Source organism: Clostridium sp. (assembly GCF_050717515.1).
In the GTDB taxonomy this organism is placed as follows: domain Bacteria; phylum Bacillota; class Clostridia; order Clostridiales; family Clostridiaceae; genus Clostridium_AD.
In genome coordinates this window covers 60,745-86,643 of the sequence record NZ_JBOITL010000028.1, presented here as the reverse complement: position 1 = coordinate 86,643, position 25,899 = coordinate 60,745, and the positions used below count along the sequence as shown (strand labels likewise).

At 37.0% G+C, this 25,899-nt stretch carries 27 protein-coding genes and 1 pseudogene; all 28 read left to right on the top strand.

Going from position 1 to position 25,899, the window contains the following annotated elements; genetic code table 11:
- Positions 1 to 30 precede the first annotated feature (30 nt).
- The 28 genes and pseudogenes from ACREV6_RS13985 to eutM all read left to right on the top strand — a co-directional run bounded on the left by ACREV6_RS13985 (position 31) and on the right by eutM (position 25,894).
- The gene (locus tag ACREV6_RS13985; RefSeq protein WP_431578652.1) at positions 31 to 1,254 is read left to right on the top strand and encodes a molybdopterin molybdotransferase MoeA; all 1,224 of its coding nucleotides are present in this window, start codon (positions 31 to 33) and stop codon (positions 1,252 to 1,254) included.
- A 40-nt stretch (positions 1,255 to 1,294) separates the two neighbouring features.
- Complete coding sequence (locus ACREV6_RS13980; RefSeq protein WP_431578651.1) at positions 1,295 to 3,202, top strand: molybdopterin biosynthesis protein; 1,908 nt, start codon at positions 1,295 to 1,297, stop codon at positions 3,200 to 3,202.
- 11 nt (positions 3,203 to 3,213) lie between these two features.
- Positions 3,214 to 4,173: a GTP 3',8-cyclase MoaA gene (moaA, locus tag ACREV6_RS13975; RefSeq protein WP_431578650.1), complete on the top strand. Its 960-nt coding sequence runs from the start codon at positions 3,214 to 3,216 to the stop codon at positions 4,171 to 4,173.
- A 21-nt stretch (positions 4,174 to 4,194) separates the two neighbouring features.
- A complete protein-coding gene (moaC, locus tag ACREV6_RS13970; protein WP_431578649.1) occupies positions 4,195 to 4,674 on the top strand; it encodes a cyclic pyranopterin monophosphate synthase MoaC in 480 nt (159 codons plus the stop codon).
- Positions 4,674 to 5,108, top strand: a complete 435-nt coding sequence (locus tag ACREV6_RS13965; protein WP_431578648.1) for an MOSC domain-containing protein — start codon at positions 4,674 to 4,676, stop codon at positions 5,106 to 5,108. Before moaC ends, ACREV6_RS13965 begins: the two co-directional genes overlap by 1 nt.
- A gap of 5 nt (positions 5,109 to 5,113) precedes the next feature.
- Positions 5,114 to 6,505 carry a sigma-54 interaction domain-containing protein gene (locus ACREV6_RS13960; protein WP_431578647.1) on the top strand — a complete coding sequence of 464 codons (1,392 nt, stop codon included), beginning with the start codon at positions 5,114 to 5,116 and terminating at the stop codon, positions 6,503 to 6,505.
- 208 nt (positions 6,506 to 6,713) lie between these two features.
- Complete coding sequence (locus tag ACREV6_RS13955) at positions 6,714 to 8,510, top strand: aldehyde ferredoxin oxidoreductase family protein (protein ID WP_431578646.1); 1,797 nt, start codon at positions 6,714 to 6,716, stop codon at positions 8,508 to 8,510.
- A gap of 68 nt (positions 8,511 to 8,578) precedes the next feature.
- On the top strand, positions 8,579 to 8,803 hold the full coding sequence (locus ACREV6_RS13950; RefSeq protein ID WP_431578645.1) for a MoaD/ThiS family protein: 225 nt from the start codon (positions 8,579 to 8,581) through the stop codon (positions 8,801 to 8,803).
- A gap of 567 nt (positions 8,804 to 9,370) precedes the next feature.
- Complete coding sequence (locus tag ACREV6_RS13945) at positions 9,371 to 10,453, top strand: DMT family transporter (RefSeq protein ID WP_431578644.1); 1,083 nt, start codon at positions 9,371 to 9,373, stop codon at positions 10,451 to 10,453.
- Between the two features lie 4 nt (positions 10,454 to 10,457).
- The gene (locus ACREV6_RS13940; protein WP_431578643.1) at positions 10,458 to 10,724 is read left to right on the top strand and encodes a hypothetical protein; all 267 of its coding nucleotides are present in this window, start codon (positions 10,458 to 10,460) and stop codon (positions 10,722 to 10,724) included.
- Positions 10,725 to 11,114: 390 nt separating this feature from the next.
- Positions 11,115 to 11,408, top strand: a pseudogene (locus ACREV6_RS13935) (BMC domain-containing protein); the annotation flags it as partial.
- Positions 11,400 to 11,732 (top strand): BMC domain-containing protein, encoded by a 333-nt coding sequence (locus tag ACREV6_RS13930; RefSeq protein ID WP_431578702.1) that lies wholly within the window; start codon positions 11,400 to 11,402, stop codon positions 11,730 to 11,732. The pseudogene ACREV6_RS13935 and the gene ACREV6_RS13930, both read left to right, overlap by 9 nt.
- An 80-nt stretch (positions 11,733 to 11,812) precedes the next feature.
- A complete protein-coding gene (locus ACREV6_RS13925; RefSeq protein ID WP_431578642.1) occupies positions 11,813 to 13,303 on the top strand; it encodes an aldehyde dehydrogenase family protein in 1,491 nt (496 codons plus the stop codon).
- A gap of 99 nt (positions 13,304 to 13,402) precedes the next feature.
- Complete coding sequence (gene cutC, locus ACREV6_RS13920; protein WP_431578641.1) at positions 13,403 to 15,943, top strand: choline trimethylamine-lyase; 2,541 nt, start codon at positions 13,403 to 13,405, stop codon at positions 15,941 to 15,943.
- A gap of 106 nt (positions 15,944 to 16,049) precedes the next feature.
- Positions 16,050 to 17,000: a choline TMA-lyase-activating enzyme gene (cutD, locus tag ACREV6_RS13915; RefSeq protein ID WP_431578640.1), complete on the top strand. Its 951-nt coding sequence runs from the start codon at positions 16,050 to 16,052 to the stop codon at positions 16,998 to 17,000.
- A 35-nt stretch (positions 17,001 to 17,035) separates the two neighbouring features.
- Positions 17,036 to 17,389, top strand: coding sequence for a BMC domain-containing protein (locus ACREV6_RS13910; protein WP_431578639.1), 354 nt, complete (start codon positions 17,036 to 17,038; stop codon positions 17,387 to 17,389).
- Positions 17,386 to 17,844: a EutP/PduV family microcompartment system protein gene (locus ACREV6_RS13905; RefSeq protein WP_431578638.1), complete on the top strand. Its 459-nt coding sequence runs from the start codon at positions 17,386 to 17,388 to the stop codon at positions 17,842 to 17,844. Before ACREV6_RS13910 ends, ACREV6_RS13905 begins: the two co-directional genes overlap by 4 nt.
- A gap of 1 nt (position 17,845) precedes the next feature.
- Positions 17,846 to 18,526 (top strand): ethanolamine utilization protein, encoded by a 681-nt coding sequence (locus tag ACREV6_RS13900; protein WP_431578637.1) that lies wholly within the window; start codon positions 17,846 to 17,848, stop codon positions 18,524 to 18,526.
- On the top strand, positions 18,508 to 19,353 hold the full coding sequence (gene eutJ, locus ACREV6_RS13895) for an ethanolamine utilization protein EutJ (protein WP_431578636.1): 846 nt from the start codon (positions 18,508 to 18,510) through the stop codon (positions 19,351 to 19,353). Before ACREV6_RS13900 ends, eutJ begins: the two co-directional genes overlap by 19 nt.
- Positions 19,354 to 19,370: 17 nt before the next feature.
- Positions 19,371 to 19,673 carry a BMC domain-containing protein gene (locus ACREV6_RS13890; protein WP_431578635.1) on the top strand — a complete coding sequence of 101 codons (303 nt, stop codon included), beginning with the start codon at positions 19,371 to 19,373 and terminating at the stop codon, positions 19,671 to 19,673.
- Complete coding sequence (locus ACREV6_RS13885; RefSeq protein WP_431578634.1) at positions 19,670 to 19,933, top strand: EutN/CcmL family microcompartment protein; 264 nt, start codon at positions 19,670 to 19,672, stop codon at positions 19,931 to 19,933. Before ACREV6_RS13890 ends, ACREV6_RS13885 begins: the two co-directional genes overlap by 4 nt.
- A gap of 107 nt (positions 19,934 to 20,040) precedes the next feature.
- A complete protein-coding gene (locus ACREV6_RS13880; RefSeq protein WP_431578633.1) occupies positions 20,041 to 21,369 on the top strand; it encodes a 4Fe-4S dicluster domain-containing protein in 1,329 nt (442 codons plus the stop codon).
- Position 21,370: 1 nt separating this feature from the next.
- Positions 21,371 to 21,919 (top strand): BMC domain-containing protein, encoded by a 549-nt coding sequence (locus tag ACREV6_RS13875; protein ID WP_431578632.1) that lies wholly within the window; start codon positions 21,371 to 21,373, stop codon positions 21,917 to 21,919.
- A 37-nt stretch (positions 21,920 to 21,956) separates the two neighbouring features.
- Positions 21,957 to 22,637 (top strand): EutQ-related cupin domain-containing protein, encoded by a 681-nt coding sequence (locus ACREV6_RS13870; protein ID WP_431578631.1) that lies wholly within the window; start codon positions 21,957 to 21,959, stop codon positions 22,635 to 22,637.
- 32 nt (positions 22,638 to 22,669) lie between these two features.
- Positions 22,670 to 23,326, top strand: a complete 657-nt coding sequence (locus ACREV6_RS13865; protein WP_431578630.1) for a BMC domain-containing protein — start codon at positions 22,670 to 22,672, stop codon at positions 23,324 to 23,326.
- Between the two features lie 68 nt (positions 23,327 to 23,394).
- Positions 23,395 to 24,915, top strand: coding sequence for an acetaldehyde dehydrogenase (acetylating) (locus ACREV6_RS13860; RefSeq protein WP_431578629.1), 1,521 nt, complete (start codon positions 23,395 to 23,397; stop codon positions 24,913 to 24,915).
- Position 24,916: 1 nt separating this feature from the next.
- Entirely contained in the window at positions 24,917 to 25,567 is a 651-nt protein-coding gene (locus ACREV6_RS13855) for a phosphate propanoyltransferase (protein ID WP_431578628.1), read from the top strand.
- Between the two features lie 27 nt (positions 25,568 to 25,594).
- Positions 25,595 to 25,894: an ethanolamine utilization microcompartment protein EutM gene (eutM, locus tag ACREV6_RS13850; RefSeq protein WP_431578627.1), complete on the top strand. Its 300-nt coding sequence runs from the start codon at positions 25,595 to 25,597 to the stop codon at positions 25,892 to 25,894.
- Positions 25,895 to 25,899 lie beyond the last annotated feature (5 nt).

Sequence of the window (25,899 nt, the reverse complement as noted above, 5' to 3'; positions counted from 1 at the left end):
TACTGAACTAAAGCGTTTGGGGGAATGACAATGGAACTTTTTAATGTGGTGTCTGTAAAGGAAGCTAAAACAGTAATAGATAGATCATTTAATTATGAGATTGGCTGTGAAAACGTTAATATTTTACAAAGTGCTTCTAGAATTTGTTTTGAAGATATAAAAGCAGAATGTAATATACCAGAATTTAAAAGGTCAACAGTGGATGGATATGCAGTGTGCTCAAGAGATGTGTATGGGGCTAGTGAATCAATGCCTTCTATGCTTGTATTAAAGGGAGAGGTTTTAATGGGAACAGCTCCACCTGCAGATATAGCTTGGGGTGAATGTATGTATGTACCTACAGGAGGAATGCTTCCAGGGTCTGCAGATAGTGTTGTAATGATTGAGTATAGTCATGTAATGGATGAGAAGACAATACTCCTTTATTCACCTGTGGCTATGGGCGATAATGTAATACAGGTTGGTGAAGATATAAACACACAGGATGTGGTCATAAAAAGAGGAGACAAGCTAAGACCCTATGAAATAGGTGTTCTTGCAAGTATAGGGATTTCTGAGATTTTAGTTTACAAAAGACCTAGGGTTGCTATTATTTCCACTGGGGATGAAGTGGTGCCTTGCGAAGTAAAACCAATAATAGGTCAGGTAAGAGATATAAACACACATCTGATTTGGTCCTTACTTCTTGAGGATGGGATGCAGCCGGTAAGTTATGGAATTATTAAAGATGATTATGATGATTTAAAGAATACAGTTGACAAGGCTTTTAATGAATGTGATATGGTACTAATTTCAGGAGGAAGTTCCGTTGGCAAGAAGGACCAGACCTTAAAAGTTATATCTTCTTACAATGATGGGGAGGTTTTAGTACATGGGATAGCGGTAAAGCCTGGGAAACCAACCATAATAGGAAAGCATAGTGAAAAAATAATATTTGGACTGCCAGGACACCCCCTTGCATGCTCTATCATATATAAGGTACTTGTTAAATCTTATTTAAATAAATTAACCTCTCAAAGTGAAAATATCTACGGAACAAATGCAAGGATGAGTATAAATTACCACAAAGCCAAAGGCCGAGAAGAATATCTACCTGTGGAGATTGAAACAATAGAAAATGTGGTTGTTGCAAAGCCTGTATTTGGTAAATCTGGATTAATATCCGTATTCTCCAAGGCTTGGGGTTATATTGTCATAGAAAAGAATGAAGAAGGGTTAAAGGAAGGCCAAATAGTTGAAGTTTACAGATTATAAAATAAGATGATTAACTATAGGGATAAAGGGGATGAGAGTATTGGCTCAAGAAGTTTTTCTATCAAATATGGATTTAAATGAGGCAATTAATTTGTATTATAATAAGTTAATTCCTATAAAAAGTGAAGTGGAAAATGTGGTTACTTGGGACTGCTCAGGAAGAGTTTCTTACTTACCCATTTTTGCGAAAATATCTTCTCCTTTTTATAATAGTTCAGCTATGGACGGCATTGCGACTATAAGTACAAAAACTTATGGAGCAACAGATAGGAAACATATTGAACTACAGGAAGGTGTGGATTATTTAGTAGTAGATACTGGAGACCCAATACCTAAAGAATATGACTCTGTAATTATGGTAGAGGATTTAATAAATTTAGAAAAGGGTAAAGTAGCTATTTATAAAAGTGCCACACCTTGGCAGAACATTAGAACTATTGGAGAAGATATTGTGCAAACACAGCTTATTCTTCCAGCAAAGCATTTAATTAGGCCCGTGGATATAGCCTCTATTATAGCTGGGGGGGTAAATGAGATTCCTGTGTATAAAAGACCAGTGGTTGGAATAATTCCAACGGGAACTGAGATGGTAGAACCAGGAGGAGAAGTTGTGGTTGGAGACATAATTGAATTTAACTCAAGGGTGTTTTCTGCGCAGGTTCAGCAGTGGGGAGGAATACCTCTAAGATTTGATATAGTAAAAGATGATTACCTGCTAATTAAAGAGACTGTAAAAAGTGCAGTAGAGAAATGTGATATTGTACTTATAAGTGCTGGCTCTTCAGCTGGTAGGGAGGATTTTACTTGTAAGGTAATTGAGGAACTGGGCCAGGTTTATGTACATGGAGTAGCTATAAAACCAGGTAAACCAGTTATTCTTGGAAGTATAGAAGGGAAGCCTGTGATTGGTATACCAGGATTTCCTGTATCTGCTTATTTCGTAATGGAAAATATTTGTAAAAATATAGTCCAGACCTATCAAGGAATAAATAATGAAGTTCAAAGCACTGTAGAGGCTACACTTACAAGGCGTACTATGTCCACTTTAAAATATTTAGAATTTGTTAGAGTTAAGATTGGCTTTGTTTGTGGAAAATATATTGCAACACCTATAGGTCGGGGAGCTGGAACAACAATGTCCTTAGTTCGGGCAGATGGAGTCCTTGAAATTCCACAAAACATAGAGGGATATGAAGCTAAAACAGATGTAAGTGTTAAGCTTTTAAGAAGCCGAGAAGAAATTAAAAATACTCTTATATGTATTGGAAGTCATGACCCAATAGTAGATATAGTGTCTAATCTTTTTCATATAAAAAGCGAGAAGTATTTTCTCTCTTCTGCTCACGTGGGAAGCATGGGAGGAATAATGGCATTAAAAGGCTCAGAAACCCATATAGCACCTATTCATTTACTGGATATGGAGGATGGTAGTTATAATATTTCTTATCTTAAAAAGTATTTAGGCGATAAACCTATGGCTTTAATTAAAGGAGTTAAAAGAATTCAAGGGATTATAGTACCTAAAGGCAATCCATTAGGTATTAAATCCCTTACAGATATAGCTACCAAGGGAAGAAAATTTGTTAATAGGCAAAGAGGTTCAGGTACAAGATTATTTCTAGATTATAACCTAAAGAAATTTAATATTAACCCAAAAGATATAATTGGCTATGAAAGAGAGGAATTCACTCATATTGCTGTTGCAGCTGTAGTTGCTGCAGGAGATGCAGATTGTGGACTTGGAGTTTACTCCGCAGCGGAGCTTATGGGCCTTGATTTTATAACACTTGGACATGAGGAATATGATTTTGCTGTGCCACTTTCATTTCTAGATATGGATATGATAAAGGAATTTATCAAAGTAATTAAAACTGATGAATTCAAAGAAGAACTCCATAAACTTGGCGGCTATGATTACACAGAAATAGGGGAAATAATTGAAGTTTAGGAGAGGATTTTATGAAAGATAGTTATGGAAGAAACATAAATTATTTAAGGGTATCAGTAACTGATAGATGTAATTTAAGGTGTGTATATTGTATGCCAGAAGAGGGCATTAAGAGTTTAAAACATGAGGACATTTTGCGATTTGAAGATACTTTGAAAATTGTAAAGGCAGCCACGGCGCTAGGTATTAATAAAATAAGATATACTGGTGGAGAACCACTAGTTATGAAAGATATAGATAAACTAATATATGAAACTTCTAAACTACCTGGAATAGATGACATTGCCATAACTACAAATGGTATTTTACTATCTGATATGGCAGGGGATTTAAAAAAGGCTGGACTTAAAAGAGTTAATATTAGCCTTGATACCCTTAATAGTGAAAAGTATAAAAGCATAACAAGGGTAGGAAATTTAGATAAAGTAATGGAAAGTATAGATAAGTGTTTATCACTTGGCATAAAACCTGTGAAAATAAATACAGTATTAATGAGAGGCATAAATGATGTAGAGTTCGAGGATTTTTTAAACTTAACTCGTGAATTGCCAGTAGAAATAAGGTTTATAGAGCTTATGCCTATAGGCGAAGGTATTAAGATGTATGAAAAAAGAAAATTAAGCTTTGTAGAGATGCTAGGACTTCATCCAGAGCTAATTAAAATAGAAACTGAGAAAAGTAGCACTGCGGAGTTGTACAAGCTAACTGGGGCAAAAGGAAAAATTGGTTTTATTAGTCCGGTAAGTTGTAAATTTTGTGCGGATTGTAATAAAATAAGGCTTACTTCCACAGGAACAATTAAACCTTGTCTTCATTCAGAGGAAGAGATAAACCTTAGAAAATATGTAAATAATGAAGAGATGCTTACAAATGCACTCAAATCTGCTATTTTTAATAAACCACTTGAACATCATCTTAAAGAGGAAAGTGCTAGTAGAAGTGTTAAGGGGATGTCCCAAATAGGGGGCTAAATAAAAAAGGAGGGATGAATAGTGGAACTTACCCATATAAATGAAGAAGGAAGAGCAAAAATGGTGGATGTATCTGAAAAGTGCGATACTGTCCGAGAGGCTATAGCAGTTGGTTCAATATCAATGAAAAGAGAAACTCTTGAAAAAATAAGGGATGGGTCTATTTCAAAGGGAGATGTACTAGCTGTGGCTCAGGTAGGCGGAATTATGGGTGCTAAGAGCACTTCGCAAATAATCCCGATGTGCCATGCTATAATGATATCCGGCTGCGATATTAGTTTTAAAATTGACTTTGAAAATAATAAAATTGAAATAACTGCTACAACTAAAACTGTAGGGAAAACAGGAATTGAAATGGAAGCACTAACTGCGGTATCTGTTGCAGCGCTAACTATTTATGATATGTGTAAGGCAATTGATAGGGGAATGGTTATAAATAATATTATGCTCCTACGAAAAAGTGGCGGAAAATCAGGAATATTTGAAAGGACGGGATTGTAATGGCAAAGGTTACAGCTGTAAATATAAGTGAGAAAAAAGGTGTAATAAAGCACCCTATAGAAAGTGGGTTTTTTAAAATCGATCATGGGATTGTTGGGGATGCTCATGCTGGTAATTGGCATAGGCAGGTTAGCTTTCTTGGAGAAGAGAGCATTGATAAAATGAGAGCCACTGGAGTAGAGGGCTTATGTTCAGGAAAGTTTGCTGAAAATCTTACTACAGAGGGAATAGTTTTGTATGAGCTTCCTGTGGGAACTAAACTTAAAATAGGAGAGGTAGTTTTAGAGGTAACACAAATAGGAAAAGAATGTCATAAAGGCTGTGAAATTATGAAACTAGTTGGTGATTGTATAATGCCTAGAGAAGGCATATTTGCAAGAGTTCTTACAGAGGGCTATATCAAAGCCGGAGACGATATTGTAGTGGAGGCATAGTATTTATGGATGCACATATTGAAGTGTCACAGAATAGATGTAACAAAATGCAGTTACACACAGAAAATCAGAAGTATAAGTTAATGCTGGATATTTCAAAAAAACGTCTAGAAACCACTATTGATTCCATTCCCTTAGGGATTTTGACTTGTGATTTATTAGGTAATATTACAACAATGAATAAGCAAGCTGTTAGTATGTTTGGTTATGGTAAAGAAGAAATGAAAAATATGAAAGTGACTGATTTAATTTTTAGCTTTCATGAAATAGTTGAGGGTCTTAAGTCAAAGGAAACCTGTATAGATGAGGATATATATGTAAATACAGCAGTAAATAAACTGCAATTCACCTTAACAGCATGCCCTATTTATGGCTTGGATATGAAAATTCAAGAAATAACCTTTGTATTTTGTGAACTAAAAAAGAGTAGGAAGCTGGCAGGAAGAATCTTAAGCGGGCAAGCAATATATACTTTCGATAAAATAATAGGGAAAAATGAAAAATTCCAAAAGATTATTGATTATGCAAAAAAGATAGCAGATAGTAAATCTACAATATTGATTACTGGTGAAAGTGGAACAGGCAAGGAAATTTTTGCCCAAGCTATTCATAATCACAGCAACCGTAGCGCGGAACCTTTTATAGCAGTGAACTGTGGTGCTATTCCAAGAACCCTTATAGAATCTGAACTTTTTGGTTATGAAGGTGGAGCATTTACTGGTGCAAAAAAAAGTGGCAATGTAGGAAAGTTTGAAATTGCTGAGGGTGGCACAATTTTTCTAGATGAAATTGGAGAAATGCCCTCAGATATGCAGATTAGATTATTAAGAGTAATTGAAGAAGGCGTAATAAATAGAATAGGTAGTTCAAAACAAATAAATAGCGATGTAAGGATTATGGCAGCTACAAATAAGGATCTGAAATATGAGATGCAGCGAGGAAATTTTAGAAAAGATCTTTATTATAGATTAGATGTTCTTCCATTACACTTACCCCCACTAAGAGAACGTAGGGATGATATAACAGAACTGGTTAATTATTATATGAGAAAAACCTCTAAGAGACTTAATAAACATAGCGTAGATATTTCAGAAGAATATATGAACTATTTGAAATACTACGATTGGCCAGGAAATATACGCGAATTAGAAAATGTAATTGAACTTATAGTTAATTCAGAAGTAATTCAGATGAATTTATATAATGAAGTAACTGAAAAGAAAAATAAACCAACAAATTTGTATGTTGGAAATACCTTGGAACAGATGGAAAAACACCACATAACTGAAGTTATTAAAGAAGTTAATGGTAATATGACCTTAGCTGCAAAAATATTAGATATTGCAAGAAGTTCTCTTTATAGAAAAGTTGAAAAATATAATATTGACTGTCCGTAAATAGAACACTGTTCTAAAATGAAACATTCTAAAGCTAGTAAAGTGTATTAAATTGGGACACTGCGCAAACCTTTTTGAAAATTAGTTTTTTAGGTGGCTTAAAGTCAGTAGAATCGATACTTTTAACAAACTTTATGTTGTTATATCTTGGCATCAAACTTGCTTTATATTAAGTAAGTGGAACAAAATGTGTTGAGGAGGGATTTTTATGTACGGTTATAATGGTAAAATATTAAGAATTAATTTGAAAAAAAGAACTATTAAAGTTGAGGCCCTTGATTTAGAGCTAGCTAAGAAATTTATTGGTGGTAGAGGTCTTGGAACAAAAATGTTTATGGATGAAGTAGATCCTATGGTGGATCCATTAAGCCCTGAAAATAAACTTATAATAGTTACAGGACCATTAACAGGAACACCAGTTCCGACTGGTGGAAGATATATGGTAGTTACAAAATCACCACAATCAGGTACAATTGCTTGTTCCAATTCCGGTGGTTATTGGGGAGCTGAATTTAAAGCTGCAGGCTATGATATGATTATATTTGAAGACAAGGCTGATGCACCAGTTTACTTAACTATTATAGATGATAAAGTGGAAATAAAAGATGCTAGTAGCCTTTGGGGAAAATTAGTTACAGAGACTACAGATTTAATAAAAAGTGAAATGCCTGATAAATCAAAAGTTATGGCTATTGGACCTGGAGGAGAAAGACTATCCAAAATGGCGGCCATAATGAATGATTATGACAGAGCAGCAGCACGGTCTGGTGTTGGGGCTGTTATGGGATCGAAAAACCTGAAAGCTATTGCAGTTAAAGGAAGCTCAAAACCAGAAGTAGCAGATCCAGCTAAGCTAAAAGAGGTTTCAAAAGTTTGGATGAAGACCATAAAAGAAAATGGTGTTACAGGCGCAGGTCTTCCAACATACGGAACTGCAGTTCTTGTAAATATACTAAATGAAAATGGTGTACATCCAGTAAATAATTTCCAAGGGTCTTATTTTGAAAAAGCTGATGATCTTAGTGGCGAAACAATGACAAAGGATTACTTAGTAAGAAAAAATCCTTGTTTCAGATGCCCCATAGCTTGTGGAAGATATGTGAAAATAGAGGACATGGGCATAGAGGTTGGAGGACCAGAATATGAAACATTATGGTCTTTTGGTTCAGATTGCGGAATATCTGATATAGTTGCAACCTTTAAGGCAAATTATTGGTGCAATGAATATGGTATAGATACGATTTCAGTAGGAGCAACTATTGCAGCTGGAATGGAACTTTATCAAAAGGGATACATTAAAGAAGAAGAACTTGAGGGAACTCCACTAGAATTTGGTAATGTACAAGGAATGCTTGATTGGACAATAAAAATAGGAAAAGCAGAAGGATTTGGAGCGAAAATGGCTGAAGGTTCATACAGATTATGCGAATCTTATGGTGTACCAGAACTTTCAATGACAGTTAAAAAACTTGAAATTCCTGCTTATGACCCAAGAGGTATAATGGGACAAGGACTTGAATTTGCTACATCAAACAGGGGTGGCTGTCATGTTAGAGGATATATGATATCACCAGAAATATTAGGACTACCACAAAAATTAGACAGATTTGCACTTGAGGGAAAAGCTACTTGGGTTAAGATTTTTCAAGACTTAACTGCATCAATAGATTCCCTTGGATTATGTCTATTTACTTCCTTTGCTATGGGAGCACCAGATTATGCTGATTTGTATAATGCAGTATGTGGAACAGAGCACACTGCAGAATCCATACTCCAATCAGGAGATAGGATTTGGAACATTGAAAGACAATTTAATTTAGCTGCTGGAATAGATGCATCTCAAGATACACTTCCCAAAAGATTACTTGAAGATCCAATTCCAGATGGACCATCTAAAGGTAATGTACACAAATTAGCAGAACTTCTTCCAGAATATTACAAAGAGCGGGGATGGGATGCAAAAGGTAATCCAACTAAGGAAAAATTAGAAGAATTGGGATTATAGTTCTATAAATTCTAGGCAAATATAATAAATTATGAATATACTTTAATACCTGATTGGGAGGTGAAAATGTGAAAATTACAGTGAAATTGTTTGCTACCTTTAGAGATGGTAGGGAGAAAATTCAAGTTTTTGAACTGGAGGAGGGTAAAACTCCAGGAGATATTATTGCAATTTTAGGAATAGAAAAATCAGAGGTCGCAATTTTACTTGTTAATGGACGAGATGGACAATTTGACAAGCCACTTTTAGAAGGAGAGCTAATAGCGCTTTTTCCACCAGTTGGAGGTGGATAATAACTAAATATAAACCCCCATGATTATAGTTTTATAATCATGGGGGTTTGTTTTTGTTATAAAAAGGTTGGATTGGAAAATTGATTATAAAGTAAAAAAGTTTGGAATAAATAAATGGAATTATAAGAAAAAATAAATTATTATGTCGATTTAAATATAAAAATAAATACTATTAGTGCAAGAAAGTAACTATAGTACAAAAGTTTCGAAAAACTGGCAGATATAATGCAGTAAAAAAAATAAATTTATGCCATAGAAAGATGTCTTGTTCAGTTATTATTAACATAAAGTGAAATAGTACTTCCAAGCCGCAATATATTGTTAATGAAAACGCTTTAAAGAAATTTTTAATTACTATGTAAAGAAAAAAGGGGGAGGTAGCAGTAATCGCGGGTGCGAATAATATTCCTTTTGATGCTTTAACTGGAGTAACACTAATAGACGTTTAGATTGGACACCACATTCAGGGATCTGATCATAGGTGATCTAGAATACACGTAAAGGTCTGAAAGACTTTATTAAAATGAGGTCTTTTGGCAAAATAACAAAAATATTGGAGGTAATATTATGTCAGAAGCAGTAGCTAATACGACTGCAGTCGTAGCTAAAAAAAAGTTATTATCAGGATTTTATAGAAAAGGAGTCACAATTGGTTTATTCTCAGGATTTTCATATGGATTATTTTCAGCATTTTTGGCATATGCTATGACACAAGGGGTTTGGAGCGATTGGTTTGGTGCAAATAAAAATGGTTTATCTGCATTTGCTCTTGTATATATGCTTGGTGCACTTGGTTGTGGAATAAATGATACTTGTAGTGCAGTTTGGGCATTGGGTATGGCAGGTATTCGTGGCAAACTTGGAGATTTCTTTAGAACTCTTAATACTAAACCGGGTCGCATGATTATGTTAGCTGCACTTATGGGAGGCCCTATTGCAAATTCAGCTTATGTTATTGGTCTTGCATCGGCTGGCTCAATTATTGTTCCCATTTCTGCTCTTTGCCCAGCTATTGGCGCTATTTTAGGCAGAGTTTTATACAAACAACCATTAACGAAACGTATGATGTTAGGTATTGGTATTTGTGTTTCTGCAAGTGCTTTGATTGGTATCTCGAGTATTACTGGAGGTGCACAAAAAGGTGTAGGGATAGGTATTATAGCTGCAATTATAGCTGCTCTTGGCTGGGGTATTGAAGGTTGTATAGCTGGTTATAGTACAGCAATGGTAGATTCAGAGATTGGTATTGCTATTCGTCAGACAACATCAGGCCTTGCGAATTTATTTATATTTATTCCTCTCATAGCGATTATAGGAGGTAATGCAGGTCTTTCATTCCAGGTTATTGGTCAAGCATTTACAAGCAGTCCTGCTATGATTTGGTTTGCTGTTAGTGGTCTTTTTGCTTATCTTTCATTTATGACTTGGTATAAGGGCTCTAGTATGACAGGCGTTGCGCTTGGTATGGCAACCAACGGTACTTACTCTTTCTTCGGACCTTTCTGCTGTTGGATAATACTTGGTGTGGGTTTCGGCATAGAAGGTTGGTCACTTTCTCCTATATCTTGGTTTTGCGCTGTATTAATGGCGGTTGGTATTTTGATAATTGCAATGAATCCAATGGATTTATTTAAAAAAAAGGAGGCGTAATTGTATGAAACCACTTAATTATGCTATTTTAAAACATTTTACAAAAGTTAAAGGAGCATGTGCAGACGACGTTATTGAAGCTTTAAAAGGTGAATATGGTAACTTCAAAGCTTTTAATAAAAATGATATTATCTCAGCTTTAATGACAGCCGAAGCGAATGGTCTTATTGAAGAAAAAAGTTTTGGTATGGACAAGTCTGGTAATTTAAGGATTTACTATCATGCAAATGATGAAGGTGCAGCTACAATTAATAATTACATTAAGGATTAATGATTTAAATTAGTATATATATTAGTTTAACCACATTTCAGAAGGAGAGTCTATTACTTATATAAGTGCGAGGCTAAATCTCCTTCTGAAGTGATTAATATATAAAAATGGATGCTATTAGTGCAAGAAAGTAACGATAGTGCAAACTTTAAAAAAACTGGTGGATATAATGCGGTAAAATAACACGCTTTATGCCATGAAAAAATGTCTTATTCAGTTATTATTAACGTAAAGTGAAATCGTAGTTTTAGGCTGTAATATATTGTTGATGAAAACGTTACAAATACAAATTGTCTTGCTTAGTAAAGTTAAATTGTAAGAAAATCAAGACCATTAACAGTATATGTCTAAAAAATTCCACAAAATATAATATAAAAGGGGGAATATTTAGTGAGGTATTATGGAGAAGAAGCATTAGGCCTTGTTGAAACATTAGGAATGGTACCTGCAATTGAGGCGGCAGACAAAATGCTTAAGGCTGCAAATGTTGAGTTGGTAGCATATGAAAACATTGGATCCACTCTTGTTACAATTATGGTAAAGGGTGATATTGCTGCAGTTAAGGCATCTGTAGAAGCAGGGGCTGAGGCAGCAGCAACAATAGGTACATTAACAGCACAAAATGTTATGCCAAGACCGATTAAAGATATTGGAAACATTGTTTCAGTATATGACATCGACAACGATGCAAAGGAACTACCACAGACAAGTAATTACAGAGCTTTAGGTTTGATAGAAACATTTGGTATAGTTTTTGTTTTAGAGGCTGCAGATGCAATGTGTAAAGCTGCAAATGTTGAATTGATTGGTTTTGAAAATGTAGCTTCTGGCTATATTTCAGTGCTAGTTCGTGGAGATGTAGGGGCATGTAAATCAGCTGTGGATACTGGCGTAAAAGCTGTAGTAGATATGGGTGCTGAAGTTTATAGCTCAGTTGTTATTGCAAGCCCACATCAAGACCTTGAAAAAATAATTGCACTTTATTCACTTGAGACACTGAATCCTTAATGTTTGGCTGATATGGTAGCAATGCAGAAAATGCAAAAAATACAATAGTTGGTTAATGAAAATGAAAAGGAGAGTCAGAAATGAATATTATTGACAATGATTTGCTCTCCATCCAAGAAGCTCGAATTCTTGCCGAAAATGCTAGTGAAGCACAAAAACAGCTAGCAACTTTTCCACAGGAAAAATTGGATGAAATTGTTGAACGCATGGCGGAAGAAATCGGCAAGTATGCCTGCGAGCTTGCCATGATGTCCCGAGATGAAACTGATTATGGCAAATGGCAGGATAAATACATCAAGAATCGATTTGCCTCTGAGTATTTGCTAGTTAAACTTCGCGGAATGCGTTGCGTAGGTATTATTGACGAGGACCTTCAAAACAAGACCATGGATATAGGTGTACCTATGGGTGTGATTATTGCACTATGTCCTGCAACCAGTCCGGTTTCTACAACCATCTACAAGACTTTAATTGCAATCAAGTCCGGTAATGCAATTATTTTTTCTCCCCATCCTAGGGCGAAGAAAACAATTTGTAAGGCACTTGATATTATGATTAGAGCAGCAGAAGGGTTTGGACTTCCTGTAGGAGCTCTTGCGTATTTACATACTGTGACGCCTAGTGGGACAATCCAGTTAATGAATCATAAAGCAACGTCTCTTATTATGAATACAGGTGTTCCTGGAATGCTTAAAGCAGCCTATGAGTCTGCAAAACCTGTTATTTATGGAGGAACGGGCAATGGACCGGCATTTATTGAACGCACAGCTGACATTAAACAAGCGGTGCAGGATATTATTGCTAGTAAGACCTTTGATAACGGAATTGTATCAGGTGCGGAACAATCTATTGTTGTAGATAGCTGTATTGCAGCTGATGTAAAACGTGAATTTCAAAGTAAGGGTGCGCATTTTATGACAGAGGAAGAAGCGCAAAAACTTGGTTCTCTCTTTTACAGCATCGATGGGAGTTTGCATTCAGAAATGGTGGGAAAATCGGCACAGGACTTGGCTAAGAGAGCAGGTTTTTGTGTTCAGGAAAGTGTAAAACTTTTAATTTCTCAGCAGAAATATGTTTCTGAAACTAATCCTTATTCGAAGGAAAAACTTTGCCCGGTACTAGCTTATTACATCGAAGACGATTGGATGCATGCTTGTGAAAAATGCATTGAGCTACTCTTAAGCGAGAGGCATGGACACACTCTTGTTATACATTCAAAAAACCAAGATGTGATTCGCCAGTTTGCATTAAAAAAACCTGTGGGCAGGGTACTTGTTAATACACCTGCTTCCCTTGGCAGTATGGGTGCTACAACTAATTTGATTCCTGCTTTGACTCTGGGCAGTGGCTCAGCGGGACTAGGTATGACCTCCGATAATGTTTCACCAATGAATCTTATCTATATCCGCAAAGTAGGATATGGTGTGCGGAATATAGAGGATATTATTGATGGAATGCCTGCAGAGGAGAAAACTCCTGTGGATAGCATGGGAAAGATGCTTGAGTATAACCCAGAGGATATAAAGAGGTTGCAGCATATCTTGAAAAAAGCTCTTGAAGAGATTAAATAGCGGTCTAGATGAATATGAACAATGATAAATAAGCAGTAAACACTAAAAAAGATCAGATGCAAAATCTGAAATAATTATGAAAGAATGAGGGGTAAAAATATGGATATTCGTGAATTTACAAATAAATTTGCAGAAGCAACTAAAAATATGTCTGCAGAAGAACGAGCATCTTTAATGAAGATGTTTGAAGGGGTTTCAAAGGAAATTACAAAAGAGGATACTGTAAGTTATGTGGCATCTAACGAGAATGATGGAAAAGTTCCAGATGGAATTACTCAACGTCTTAAAAGACTGAAAGAAAGCTATTTAAAATGGACGCCTACTATCACTACTCATCGTGCTCGTGCAATTACTAAGATTGCAAAGGAAAATCCTGGTATGCCTAAAAGCATATTCCGTGGTAAAAGTTTCAAATATTCTTGTGAAACAGCACCTTTGTTAATTCAAGAGGATGAACTTATTGTAGGAGCTCCTTGCGGCGCACCTCGTTCAGGAGCTTGTTCTCCTGATATTGCATGGAGATGGATGGAAGATGAAATTGATACCATTGGTACACGTGGTCAAGATCCGTTTTATATCTCTGATGAGGATAAAAAGTTTATGCGTGAAGAACTTTTCCCTTTCTGGAAAGGGAAATCCATTGATGAATACTGTGAAGATCAGTTCCGTGAGGCAGGTCTTTGGGAACTATCTGGGGAATCTTACGTTTCAGATTGCTCTTACCATGCAATAAATGGTGGTGGAGATTCAAACCCTGGATATGATGTGATTCTTATGAAGAAGGGAATGCTAGATATTCAGCAGGAAGCAAAAGATCATTTGGAAAAACTGAATTACGAAAACCCTGATGATATTGAAAAAATTTATTACTATAAATCTGTTATTGACACTACTGAAGGAGTTATGATTTATGCTAAGCGTTTATCTGATCATGCAGCTCAGCTAGCTGCAAAGGAAACTAACCCTAAGCGTAAAGCAGAATTAATGAAGATTTCTGAAATAAATGCACATGTTCCTGCACATAAGCCTCGTACTTACTGGGAAGCAATTCAGTCTGTTTGGACTATTGAATCCTTGCTTGTAGTTGAGGAGAACCAAACTGGTATGTCTATCGGTCGTGTTGATCAATATATGTATCCATTCTACAAGGCAGATATAGAAGCGGGTCGTATGAGTGAGTTTGAAGCATTTGAATTATCTGGTAGCATGCTTATTAAAATGTCTGAAATGATGTGGATTACAAGTGAAGGCGGTTCTAAGTTCTTTGCAGGGTATCAGCCATTTGTAAATATGTGTGTTGGTGGAGTTACTCGTGAGGGTCTTGATGCAACAAATGACTTAACTTACCTACTAATGGATGCTGTTCGCCATGTTAAAATTTATCAACCATCACTAGCTACACGTATTCATGCTAAGTCACCTAAGAAGTATATGAAGAAAATTGTTGATGTTATTCGTGCTGGTATGGGATTCCCAGCTTGCCATTTTGACGATGCACATATTAAGATGATGTTGTCAAAAGGTGTTTCTATGGAAGATGCCCGTGACTATTGCCTTATGGGTTGTGTTGAACCTCAAAAATCAGGTCGTTTGTATCAGTGGACTTCAACTGCTTATACCCAGTGGCCAATATGTATTGAACTAGTTCTAAACCACGGTGTTCCTCTATGGTATAAGAAGCAGGTTTGTCCTGATATGGGAGACTTGGATAATTTCAAAACTTATGAAGAGTTCGACAATGCTGTTAAGGAACAAATTAAATATATTACAAAGTGGTCAAGTGTTGCTACTGTTATTACTCAACGTGTACACAGAGAACTTGCTCCAAAACCTCTAATGTCTATTATGTTTGAGGGCACCATGGAGAGTGGCAAGGATGTTTCTGCTGGTGGAGCCATGTATAACTTTGGACCTGGTGTTATATGGTCTGGGCTGGCTACTCATACAGACTCTATGGCTGCTATCAAGAAGCTAGTATTCGATGAGAAGAAGTATACTTTGAAGCAACTAAATGAAGGATTAAAGGCTGAATTTGTGGGATATGAACAAATGAAAACCGATTGCCTGAAAGCTCCTAAGTACGGTAATGATGATGATTATGCAGATTTGATTGCTTCCGATTTGATTAATTTCACAGAGAGGGAACATAGAAAGTATAAGACTCTTTATTCAGTACTAAGCCATGGTACTTTGTCTATCTCAAACAATACACCTTTTGGTCAGATGCTTGGTGCATCTGCTAACGGGCGTGCAGCTTGGACACCGTTATCTGATGGTATTAGTCCGACTCAAGGTGCAGATTTCAAGGGACCTACTGCTATTATCAAATCTGTTTCCAAGATGGCTTGTGACACTATGAACATAGGAATGGTTCACAACTTTAAGATTATGGCGGGACTACTGGATACACCTGAAGGCGAAGAGGGTATGCTTACATTACTTCGTAGTGCTTGTGCCTTTGGCAATGGAGAGATGCAGTTCCTTTATATTGATGATGAAACATTGATTGCAGCACAAAAGAATCCGGAGAAGTATCGTGACTTGATTGTTAGAGTAGCAGGGTACAGTGCATTCTTTGTTGAATTGGAAAAGAGTGTTCAAGATGATATTATCAGCAGAACTATGCTAACACATTTTTAATTAGGGTATTCCATTGACTTTAAAGTGACTTAACTGACGCCCAATTATCTTATGATGCAGGATTGGGCGCAGTTGAATTATTTATTTGAACGGGAGATTAGATATTATGAGCAATACAAAAGTAGCTGTAATAGAAAGAAAAGCAATGATTTTTAATGTTCAAAAATATAATATGTATGATGGACCGGGTGTAAGGACACTAGTGTTTTTTAAAGGATGCCCATTGAGATGCAAGTGGTGTGCTAATCCTGAAGGATTGGAACGAAAATATCAAGTTATGTTTAAAAGAGATTCCTGTATTGATTGCGGTGCTTGCGCTACTGTTTGTCCCGTAGGAATACATACTATTTCGAAAGAACTAAAACATGAGGTGAACCATAGCATTGATTGTATAGGTTGCCGTAAATGTGTGGATGTTTGTCCTGAATCCGCATTATCCATTGTAGGAGAGATAAAAACTGTTTCGCAGCTTATGGAAATTATTCAAGAAGACGTTATGTTTTATGATGTATCAGGTGGTGGAGTTACGCTGGGTGGCGGAGAGGTACTTATGCAACCTGAGTTCGCAACAAATTTACTTATGGCATGTAAGCAAGAAGGAATCAATACTGCTATTGAAACATCAGGATATGCAAAACTGGAATCAATACTTAAGGTTGCGCAGTTTACAGACTTATTCCTTTTTGATATAAAGCATGTTGATGCTGAGCGTCACTATGAACTTACGGGAGTTCACAATGAGAGAATACTAGAAAACTTAAAGGAACTTTTAAAACGTAGGTATAATGTTAAGGTGAGAATGCCCTTGCTTAAAGGCATAAATGATAGGCGAGATGAGATTGAGAGTGTAATTGAATTTTTGATGCCTTTCCGTGAATATAAAAATTTTAAAGGAATAGATTTGCTTCCTTACCACAAAATGGGTGTAAATAAGTACACACAATTAGAAATGGACTACCCAATAGAGGGAGATCCAAGCTTAAGCAGTGAAGAGCTTGACATGATTGAGAGCTGGATTAAAAAATATGATTTCCCAGTTGCGGTTATCAAGCACTGATAAATAAATAGAAAATAGATTGAGAGGTAACTTTTATGGGAACAGTTGGTGAAAAATCTATACAACGTGTCATAGAAGAATCGGTACCTGGAAAGCAGGTTACAATTGCTCATGTTATTGCCTCACCTATGCCGGACATTTATGAGCGCCTAGGGATAGACAATAAAGGGTCAATTGGAATTTTAACTATAACACCCTTCGAAGCCGCTATTATTGCAGCGGATGTTGCAACAAAGGCTGCGGATGTTGAAATTGGTTTTCTGGATCGTTTTACGGGGTCTCTAATTATCACTGGAGATGTGCAGAGCGTTGAAACAGCACTTAATGCGGTAAATGATACATTGAAAAATTTGCTAGACTTTACGACAGCACCTATTACAAGAACATGATAAAGAAGCGAGTAATGGTGATAGGACCCATGAATTGTGGAAAGACCACATTGGTTAATACGCTTAATGATTATGATGGACCACTCAGGAAAACACAGGATATTATTTATGGAAAGAATACTATAGATGCTCCAGGTGCATATATTGAAAACCCATGGATGTATAAACATTTAATTGCAACCGCGCAAGATGCATCACATGTTTTGATTTTAGTTGATCAGTCAAGATGCGGTAACGTTTATCCACCTGGGTTTGCAAAGGCATTTATATGTCCTGTAATTGGTGTAATAACGAAAAGTGATTTAATGGCGGAAAATGAAGATTTGTGTTTCCGGCAGCTTAAGCAAATAGGAGTACCTGAGCCTTATTATAAGATTAGTGCTTCTAGTGGCCTAGGCATGGCATCTTTAAAAGAATATTTATTTACTTTTGAAAAAGAAGTAAAGGGGGAATAAAATGAAATTTATTACCGAAAGTGATTTACGGGATTTCAATAAAACAGAACCTTTTACAAATTATGAAATAGAACCAGGAGCAAGACTTACGCCTGGAGCACGTCAGTTTCTGTCGGATAGAGGGATCAATATGTATGACAATGATCCTTTTACAAAGAAAAATATTGTAAATGTAAAACAGTCACCTGAAATACCTGAGAAGAAGAATAATTGGAAAAAGAAGAAACTCCGTAGCAAGATGAAGTCCACGGAAGCATTGTTCCTTCAATCTTACGAAGAACTTTTGGGTGGGGATGTATGCTTGGCACAGAACCTTATTAATTTAGGCAAACAGTTCGCAAGCATTAAGAATGCTGTGGAGGGTAAAGGCCCTGCCGAGAACATCCACTTCACGGAATGTACAGGAATAAATGCGGATGATTTTTCTGAAGATTTGGATGACTGCACTGAAATAACAGAGTTCCATATGCAACTTAAAGAGGGAAGAAAAATCATAATTTTGCATAGGCTACGCTGTGATCTTCGCGAAATTGAACCAGTTGTTTTAGAAGTATATGAGGGAAGTAATGATGAGAATGAGTTATGCATAGAAGTTATTGGGAAGGTTAATCAGATTGTTAATACCTTGTCCCAAATGATTTGTTCGGTTTTAGGAGGTGAAAAATGCCAGAGAAAAAGTTGAATTTTGAATACTGTGATCAGCTAGTTCGGGATTTTGAATATGTAGTGGAACATCCTATTGTGGGTAAATCATCTGTTTACTATACAGGAGTTGATTTGGGAACCGCATGTGTTGTTTTAGCGGTTTTGGATGAAAATTATAAACCCGTGGCAGGTGCTTATAGATATGCAGATGTAGTTCGTGATGGTATGGTTGTAGATTATATGGGTGCAATTAAAATTGTTAGAGAACTTAAGCAAGAGATTGAAGAAAAAATTGGTACGGAACTTATTTATGCGGCGGCTGCCATTCCGCCAGGGACAGATGCTTTGGATTCAGGAGCAGTTAAGAATGTGGTTGAGGCTGCTGGTTTTGAAGTGACAAACGTGCTTGATGAATGTACGGCTGCCAATAATGTCCTTAAAATTAAGGATGGTGCAGTTGTAGACGTTGGCGGTGGAACAACCGGAATTTCCATTCTAAAGGATGGAGAAGTTGTTTGTATTGAGGATGAGCCAACAGGAGGTACACATTTTTCCTTAGTTGTTTCAGGGGCATATAAAATGCCTTTTGCGGAAGGTGAATTGTATAAGCGTGATCCTAAAAATCACAAAGAACTGTTACCAGTACTGAAGCCGGTAGTTGAAAAAATTGCATCTATTATTAATCAGCATATCAAAGGTTATGATGTAAAGGAAATATGTTTGGTGGGTGGAACATGCTGCCTAACCGGTATTGAAAAAATTATAGAGAAGCAGACAGGTATTTTTACTCATAAGCCGAAAAATCCTATGTTTGTAACCCCACTAGGAATAGCACTTAGCTGCACGCAGCAAAGTATACGGTAGAGGAGGTGCTTTAAGATATGGAGTTTCGAATTATTAAATCCCCCACAGTTGGTACTGTAGATATTCTTATGCGGCGAATGGGACCGGGTGTGGACAAAAACAGGATTTGTGTTGATGCAGTTGGTCTTGTGCAGGGGAGAATGATAGAGATGATTTGCGCAGCGGATATTGCTGAAAAGGCGGTTGGCGTCACAGTAGAAGATATCAGAGGAAGTTGTCCGCAGAACATGATAATGATTGCGATTTTTGGAGATACTGCATCTGTTGAATCTGCAATTCAAGAGATTAAGCAGCAGCTTAAAAAGGAGAAAGATTTATGATAACAGCAAAACTGATCGATAGCATATGGGCAACAAGAAAAGCAGAATCACTTAATGGATTAAAGTTTATGCTAGCAGAAGTAATTGGCGGTAGCAGTGCCGGTGAGCGTTTGATTGTTGTAGATATTATCGGTGCTGGTATTGGAGACAGGGTTATTGTAAGCACAGGTTCCGCGGCTCGCCGAATGCTAGGTGATGATGATATCCCAGTTGATGCGGTTGTTGTCGGAATCATTGATGATGATTGCAATTTCAGATAAATTTGGGAGGCAAAAGAATTAATAATTCTTTTGTGCCTCAGAGAACTACAGGAGGCATAACAATTGATAATTGTTATGTGCCCCAGAGAATAACAGGAGGGGTAAGAATGAGTCTTCTTGATATGGTGAGAGACGCCGGTGTTATTGGTGCAGGTGGTGCAGGGTTTCCTACCCATGTAAAACTAGCATCAAAGTCAGAATATATACTTCTTAACGGAGCTGAATGTGAACCTCTGCTCCGTGTGGATCAGCAGTTGATGAAACTATTTCCCGATGAGGTAATTAAAGGATTGGTAGCAGCAGGGAAATTGGTTTCTGCAAGCAAAGCTATTATAGGTATTAAAGGAAAGCATAAAGAAGGAATTTCTATTTTGCGAGAGAGAATTAAGGTATTGCAGGTAGGTGATTTCGTTGAGGTCAAAGAGCTTCCAGATGTTTATCCTGTAGGTGATGAGCAAGTTTTGGTTTATGAATTGACAGGTAGAGTTGTTCCTGAAATGGGTATCCCAATTCAGGTTGGATGTGTAGTAATTAATACAGAAACGGCATTAAATATTTACAATGCTTCCAAGGGACAGTCAGTTACAGAAAAATACATCACAGTTGCAGGAGATATACCTAAAAGCTTGACCGTAAAGGTGCCAGTAGGCACACCTATTATAGACGTGCTGAAACTGAGTGGTATAGAAAATTTTGATGATTATGCAGTTATTGATGGTGGTCCTATGATGGGGCCTGTCATGACTAATATAGATGGATACGTTACAAAGAAGAATAAGGGATTTGTTATTTTGAAAAAACAGCATTCTCTTATTCGCAAGAAATCTATGAACTTAGATCAGGCAAAAAGAGTAAATAGGGCTTCCTGTGAGCAGTGCCGTATGTGTACGGATATGTGTCCTCGCTATCTTCTTGGACATAATGTGCAACCGCATAAGATGATGAGAGCTTTAAATTATGCATTAACGGATGTTGAAGGCCAAAAAATTTCACAGCTGTGTTGTCAGTGTAATTTATGTGAACTCTTCTCATGTCCGGTAGGATTATATCCGAAATCTGCAAATCTTTATTTTAAAGAGAAATTGGCCCAGCAGAATATAAGGTATAAGCCCATACAGTCAGAATTTGTTCCACGTAAAAGCCGTGAGTATCGTTTGGTTCCAAGTAAGCGTCTTGTGGCTAGACTAGGTCTGAATGATTTTGACAAGCCGGCTCTTATGACGGAAGTTGAAATAAAATCTGAACTGGTTCATATTGCAACAAGGCAGCATGTAGGGGCACCTGCGATGACCGTTGTTTCTGTGAACGATCATGTGCAGCTGGGACAGCTAATCGGTAAAATTCCTGAAGATAGTTTAGGTGCTGCTATTCATGCCAGCATTTCAGGAACGGTTGTAGAGTGTGGAAATGATTTTATTAGGATAAGGAGGGACTGATATGTCGAAAGCAATAGGTATGGTTGAATTTACAAGTATTGCGCGAGGTATATATGTAGCAGATCAGATGTTGAAAATTTCTGATGTGGAAATAGTAACAGCTAGTTCTGTTTGCCCCGGTAAGTATATAGTTATTGTTGAGGGTGATGTTGCATCAGTTCAAGATTCCGTAAGTATTGGTGAGCGGTTAGCAGAAGAGTTTTTGGTTGATTCTATTGTAATACCAAATGTCAGTCCTTTAGTATTCCCAGCAATCACAGGTGCAACTATGCCAGATGAAATTCAGGCACTAGGAATTATAGAGTCTTTCTCCCTTTCAACAATGGTTATCGCTGCTGATGCAATTCTAAAAGCAGCGGAATTACAACCTATAGAGCTTCGTTTGGGAAATGGACTAGGCGGTAAGTCATTCTTTACTTTTACCGGTGATGTGGCTGCGGTTGAAACCGGTATTGAAACAGGAAAGGCTATAGTAAAAGAAAAAGGACTGCTTGTAAATGCAGAAGTTATAGCTTCGCCTTCAAGCAGACTGTTGTCATCTTTGTTCTAATATATGAGAACTTATATTTATGAAAGGATGTGAAGGAATGAAAAAATTAATTTGTGTAAAAGATGTTGAAGATGTGGAAAAGAAGGGTCAAAAAGTATTTTATATTGATAGTAATACAATTCTTACTCCATCAGCCAAAGACGCAGCGAGAAATTACGGAATAGAGTTTTCTACGGAGGCTCCTGTCTGTGAGGTGAAAAGTTCCCAGGCGCAAGATTGCGCGGCAAAGAGTTCTTGTGAGGAAATAGCTTCATCACTGGCAAAAGCCAGTGATGGTGGAATCGACACAGATATGATTTACAAGGTATTCAAAGCTATGATGGATAAAGGACTTTTAAACGGAATTCTTGATTCTTTTTCTAATAAGCCATATATTGCTGAGTGTGATCCTTGTGGTTTGAAGGTAGTTCGTGGAAGTTCTGTAAAGATGGAAGTTCTTGATACTGGAAATCCTAATGACAAAGTATTTTATCAGGAAATTATTAATGGGGATGACGGTTGCAAAATGAATGCAGGGGTTATTACAATTGAAGGTTGTACTTTCGACTGGGAAACTGCTTGCCAAGAACTATACTATGTTGTAGAAGGTACATTGACAGTAACAGTAGACGGAAAGATTTATACTGCACATTCAGGTGATTCAGTATTCTTCCCTAAGGGAGCTAAATTAGCATTTGGTTCACCTGACAAGATGAAAGCATTCTATGCTACATATTAGAACGCTTGACCAAAGTTAAGGAGGAGTAGGAAATGCAGGCACTTGGGTTAATTGAAACAATAGGACTCCTTGCAGCTATTGAGAGTGCAGATGCTATGCTTAAAGCGGCAAATGTGAATCTTTTGGAAAAAACATATGTAGGTGGAGGTCTTGTGACCATTGTTGTAACTGGAGATGTGGGTGCAGTGAAAGCAGCTGTAGAAGCTGGCTGCGCGGCAGTTAGAAAAATAAACAGCACATCCCTAGTTTCAGAGCATGTTATTCCTCGTCCACATGAAGATTTGGAAAATATAATTATACCTGTAGCACCGCTGAAAAGTGGAGAAATGTTAAATGCAGAGGCAACAAAAACTGAATTTGAAGAAGAAGTTGAAATCATTGAGGAAGACACTGTAGAGGTTGAAGACTTAGTAGTGAAAGATTTAAAAGTTATGGAATTCACTGCAGAAAAAACAACTGATTCTTTGCAAAGAGATTTGAGTGAGGTACCTAATAAGGAAGCTGTAGATAAAATGGTACTTGAATACGGTGTGGAAGAAACCATTGAGGTTCTAAGCAAGGTTAAGGTTATAGAACTTCGAAATCTAGCTCGTGAATATAAGAACTTTGGTATTGCGGGAAGGTCGGTTTCTAAGGCAAACAAGAGGCTGCTACTTACAAAATTCAGAGAATATTACGGGAATAATTAAGGCAGTTAAACTAATGATAAAGAAATATTATAAAATTTTTACAAGAAAATGAATGGAGGAATCATAAGATGGAAAATTACGATAAGGATTTACGATCTATACAAGAAGCAAGAAATCTTGCGCGACTAGGAAAAATCGCTACAGAGCAGATTGCTGATTATACGCAGGAACAAATAGATAAAATTTTGTGCAACATGGTTAGAGTAGCAGAGGAAAATGTGGTTTGTCTAGCCAAGATGGCCGTGGAAGAAACTGGTTTTGGAAAAGTTGAAGATAAGGCTTATAAAAACCATATGGCGTCTACTATTGTGTATAATGCTATAAAAGATATGAAGACTATTGGTGTGATTAGTGAAAATGTGGCTGATAGGGTAACTGATATTGCAGAGCCAGTTGGACTAATTATGGGTATTGTACCTTCTACAAATCCAACATCAACTGCTATTTACAAAGCAATAATTGCAATTAAATCACGTAATGCTATTGTATTTTCTCCACATCCTGCTGCATTAAAGTGTACATTGAAAGCGATAACCCTTATGAATGATGCGGCAGTAGCTGCAGGAGCTCCTGCTAATATTATTAGCGGTATGTCTACGCTATCTGTAGGGGCTACAAATGAATTAATGAAATGTAGTGAGGTTTCTATGATTATCGCAACTGGAGGCCCTGGAATGGTAAAGGCCGCTTACAGTGCGGGCAAGCCTGCATTAGGTGTTGGTGCTGGTAACTCCCCAGCTTACATTGAGAGAAGTGCTAATGTTGCGCAAGCGGTTAAAAACATTGTTGCCAGTAAGACTTTTGACTATGGTACCATTTGTGCATCTGAACAGTCTATTATTGTTGAAGAATGCAATCATGATCAGGTAGTAGCTGAATTTAAGAAGCAGGGCGGCTATTTTATGACATCAGAAGAAACTGTAAAAGTTTGTGGACTACTGTTTAAGAATGGTGGGCACAGCATGAGTGCCAAGTTCGTAGGCAAATCCCCTCAAGTTATTGCAACTGCTGCTGGAATTTCAATTCCAGAGGGAACGAAGATTCTAATAGGTGAGCAGCAAGGTGTTGGAGATGCTTATCCACTATCCTTCGAAAAATTGACAACAGTACTTGCTTTCTATACAGTTAGAGATTGGCACGAGGCATGTGACCTCAGTATCAAACTGCTTCAAAATGGTATAGGACACACTATGAGTCTTCATACAGAGGATAAAGATATTGTAATGAAGTTTGCTAAAAAGCCAGCATCTCGTATTTTGGTTAATACTGGTGGAACTCAAGGAGGTACTGGTTTAAGCACAGGACTTTTACCAGCATTTACACTAGGTTGCGGTACATGGGGAGGAAGTTCTGTTTCTGAAAATGTTGGTCCGATGCATTTGATTAATATCAAGAGAGTCGCATATGGCATTAAAGATTGTAGTACATTAGCTTCTGAAGATCCTGCATTCAATCATCCTGAACTCTCTTCTAGCTATGAAGTTCAAAAGGGTGTAGGATGCGGTGTTACAAGTGAAGCTTCTACTGATAATGAAAAGCTTTTGAAGTTAGTAAGTGAACTTGTAAATGCAATGAAGGGAGCTAACTAAAATGGATAACTATGAAACTGCCCTGAAGCTTTTGCTAGAGGCTGTTCAATCTAATATGTCTTCTAGTGACGTGAAAGAGGATATGTATGAAATTCCAGTAGGAGTTTCTAATCGCCATATTCACATCTCTACAGCTGATTTGAATAGTCTGTTCGGGGAAGGTTATCAACTTACTAAGAGTAAAGATTTGTCACAGCTTGGACAGTATGCATGTAAGGAAACATTAACAATCTGCGGTCCAAAGGGTGCTATTGAGAAAGTTAGAATTCTTGGTCCAGTGCGTAGTAAATCGCAGATTGAAGTTCTTACAGGAGATTCCTTTAAACTTGGTGTAGTTTCACAGGCAAGGCTATCAGGTGATTTACAAGGAACACCTGGAATTACGTTAATTGGTCCGAAGGGATCTGTTCAAACTACAGAAGGTCTGATTGTTGCACAAAGGCATATTCACATGACGCCTGAAGATGCAAAACGTTTTGGCGTGCATGATGGACAGTCGGTGAGTATTGAAATTAGTGGCTCGAGAGGTGGCAGTTACAATAATGTTGCTGTTAGAGCAAATGATGCTTCGGCTCTAGAATGTCATATTGACACAGAAGAAGCAAATGCTATGAATCTTAATTCCTTATCAAAAATTAAAATTATAAAATAAAAAATAAAAAATTAGGAGGAAATAAAAATGAAATATGATGCATTAGGAATGATCGAAACAAAGGGTTTAGTTGGTGCTATTGAAGCTGCAGATGCAATGGTTAAGGCAGCAAATGTTTATCTAGTTGGTAAAGAATTTGTTGGTGGTGGTTTAGTAACAGTAATGGTAAGAGGTGACGTTGGTGCTGTAAAGGCAGCAACTGATGCAGGAGCTGCGGCTGCACAACGTGTAGGAGAATTGATTTCTGTTCATGTTATCCCTCGTCCACACGTTGAAGTTGAAGGGATTCTTCCTAAAATGTTAAAGAGGGAAGAAGATACAATATAGAATAA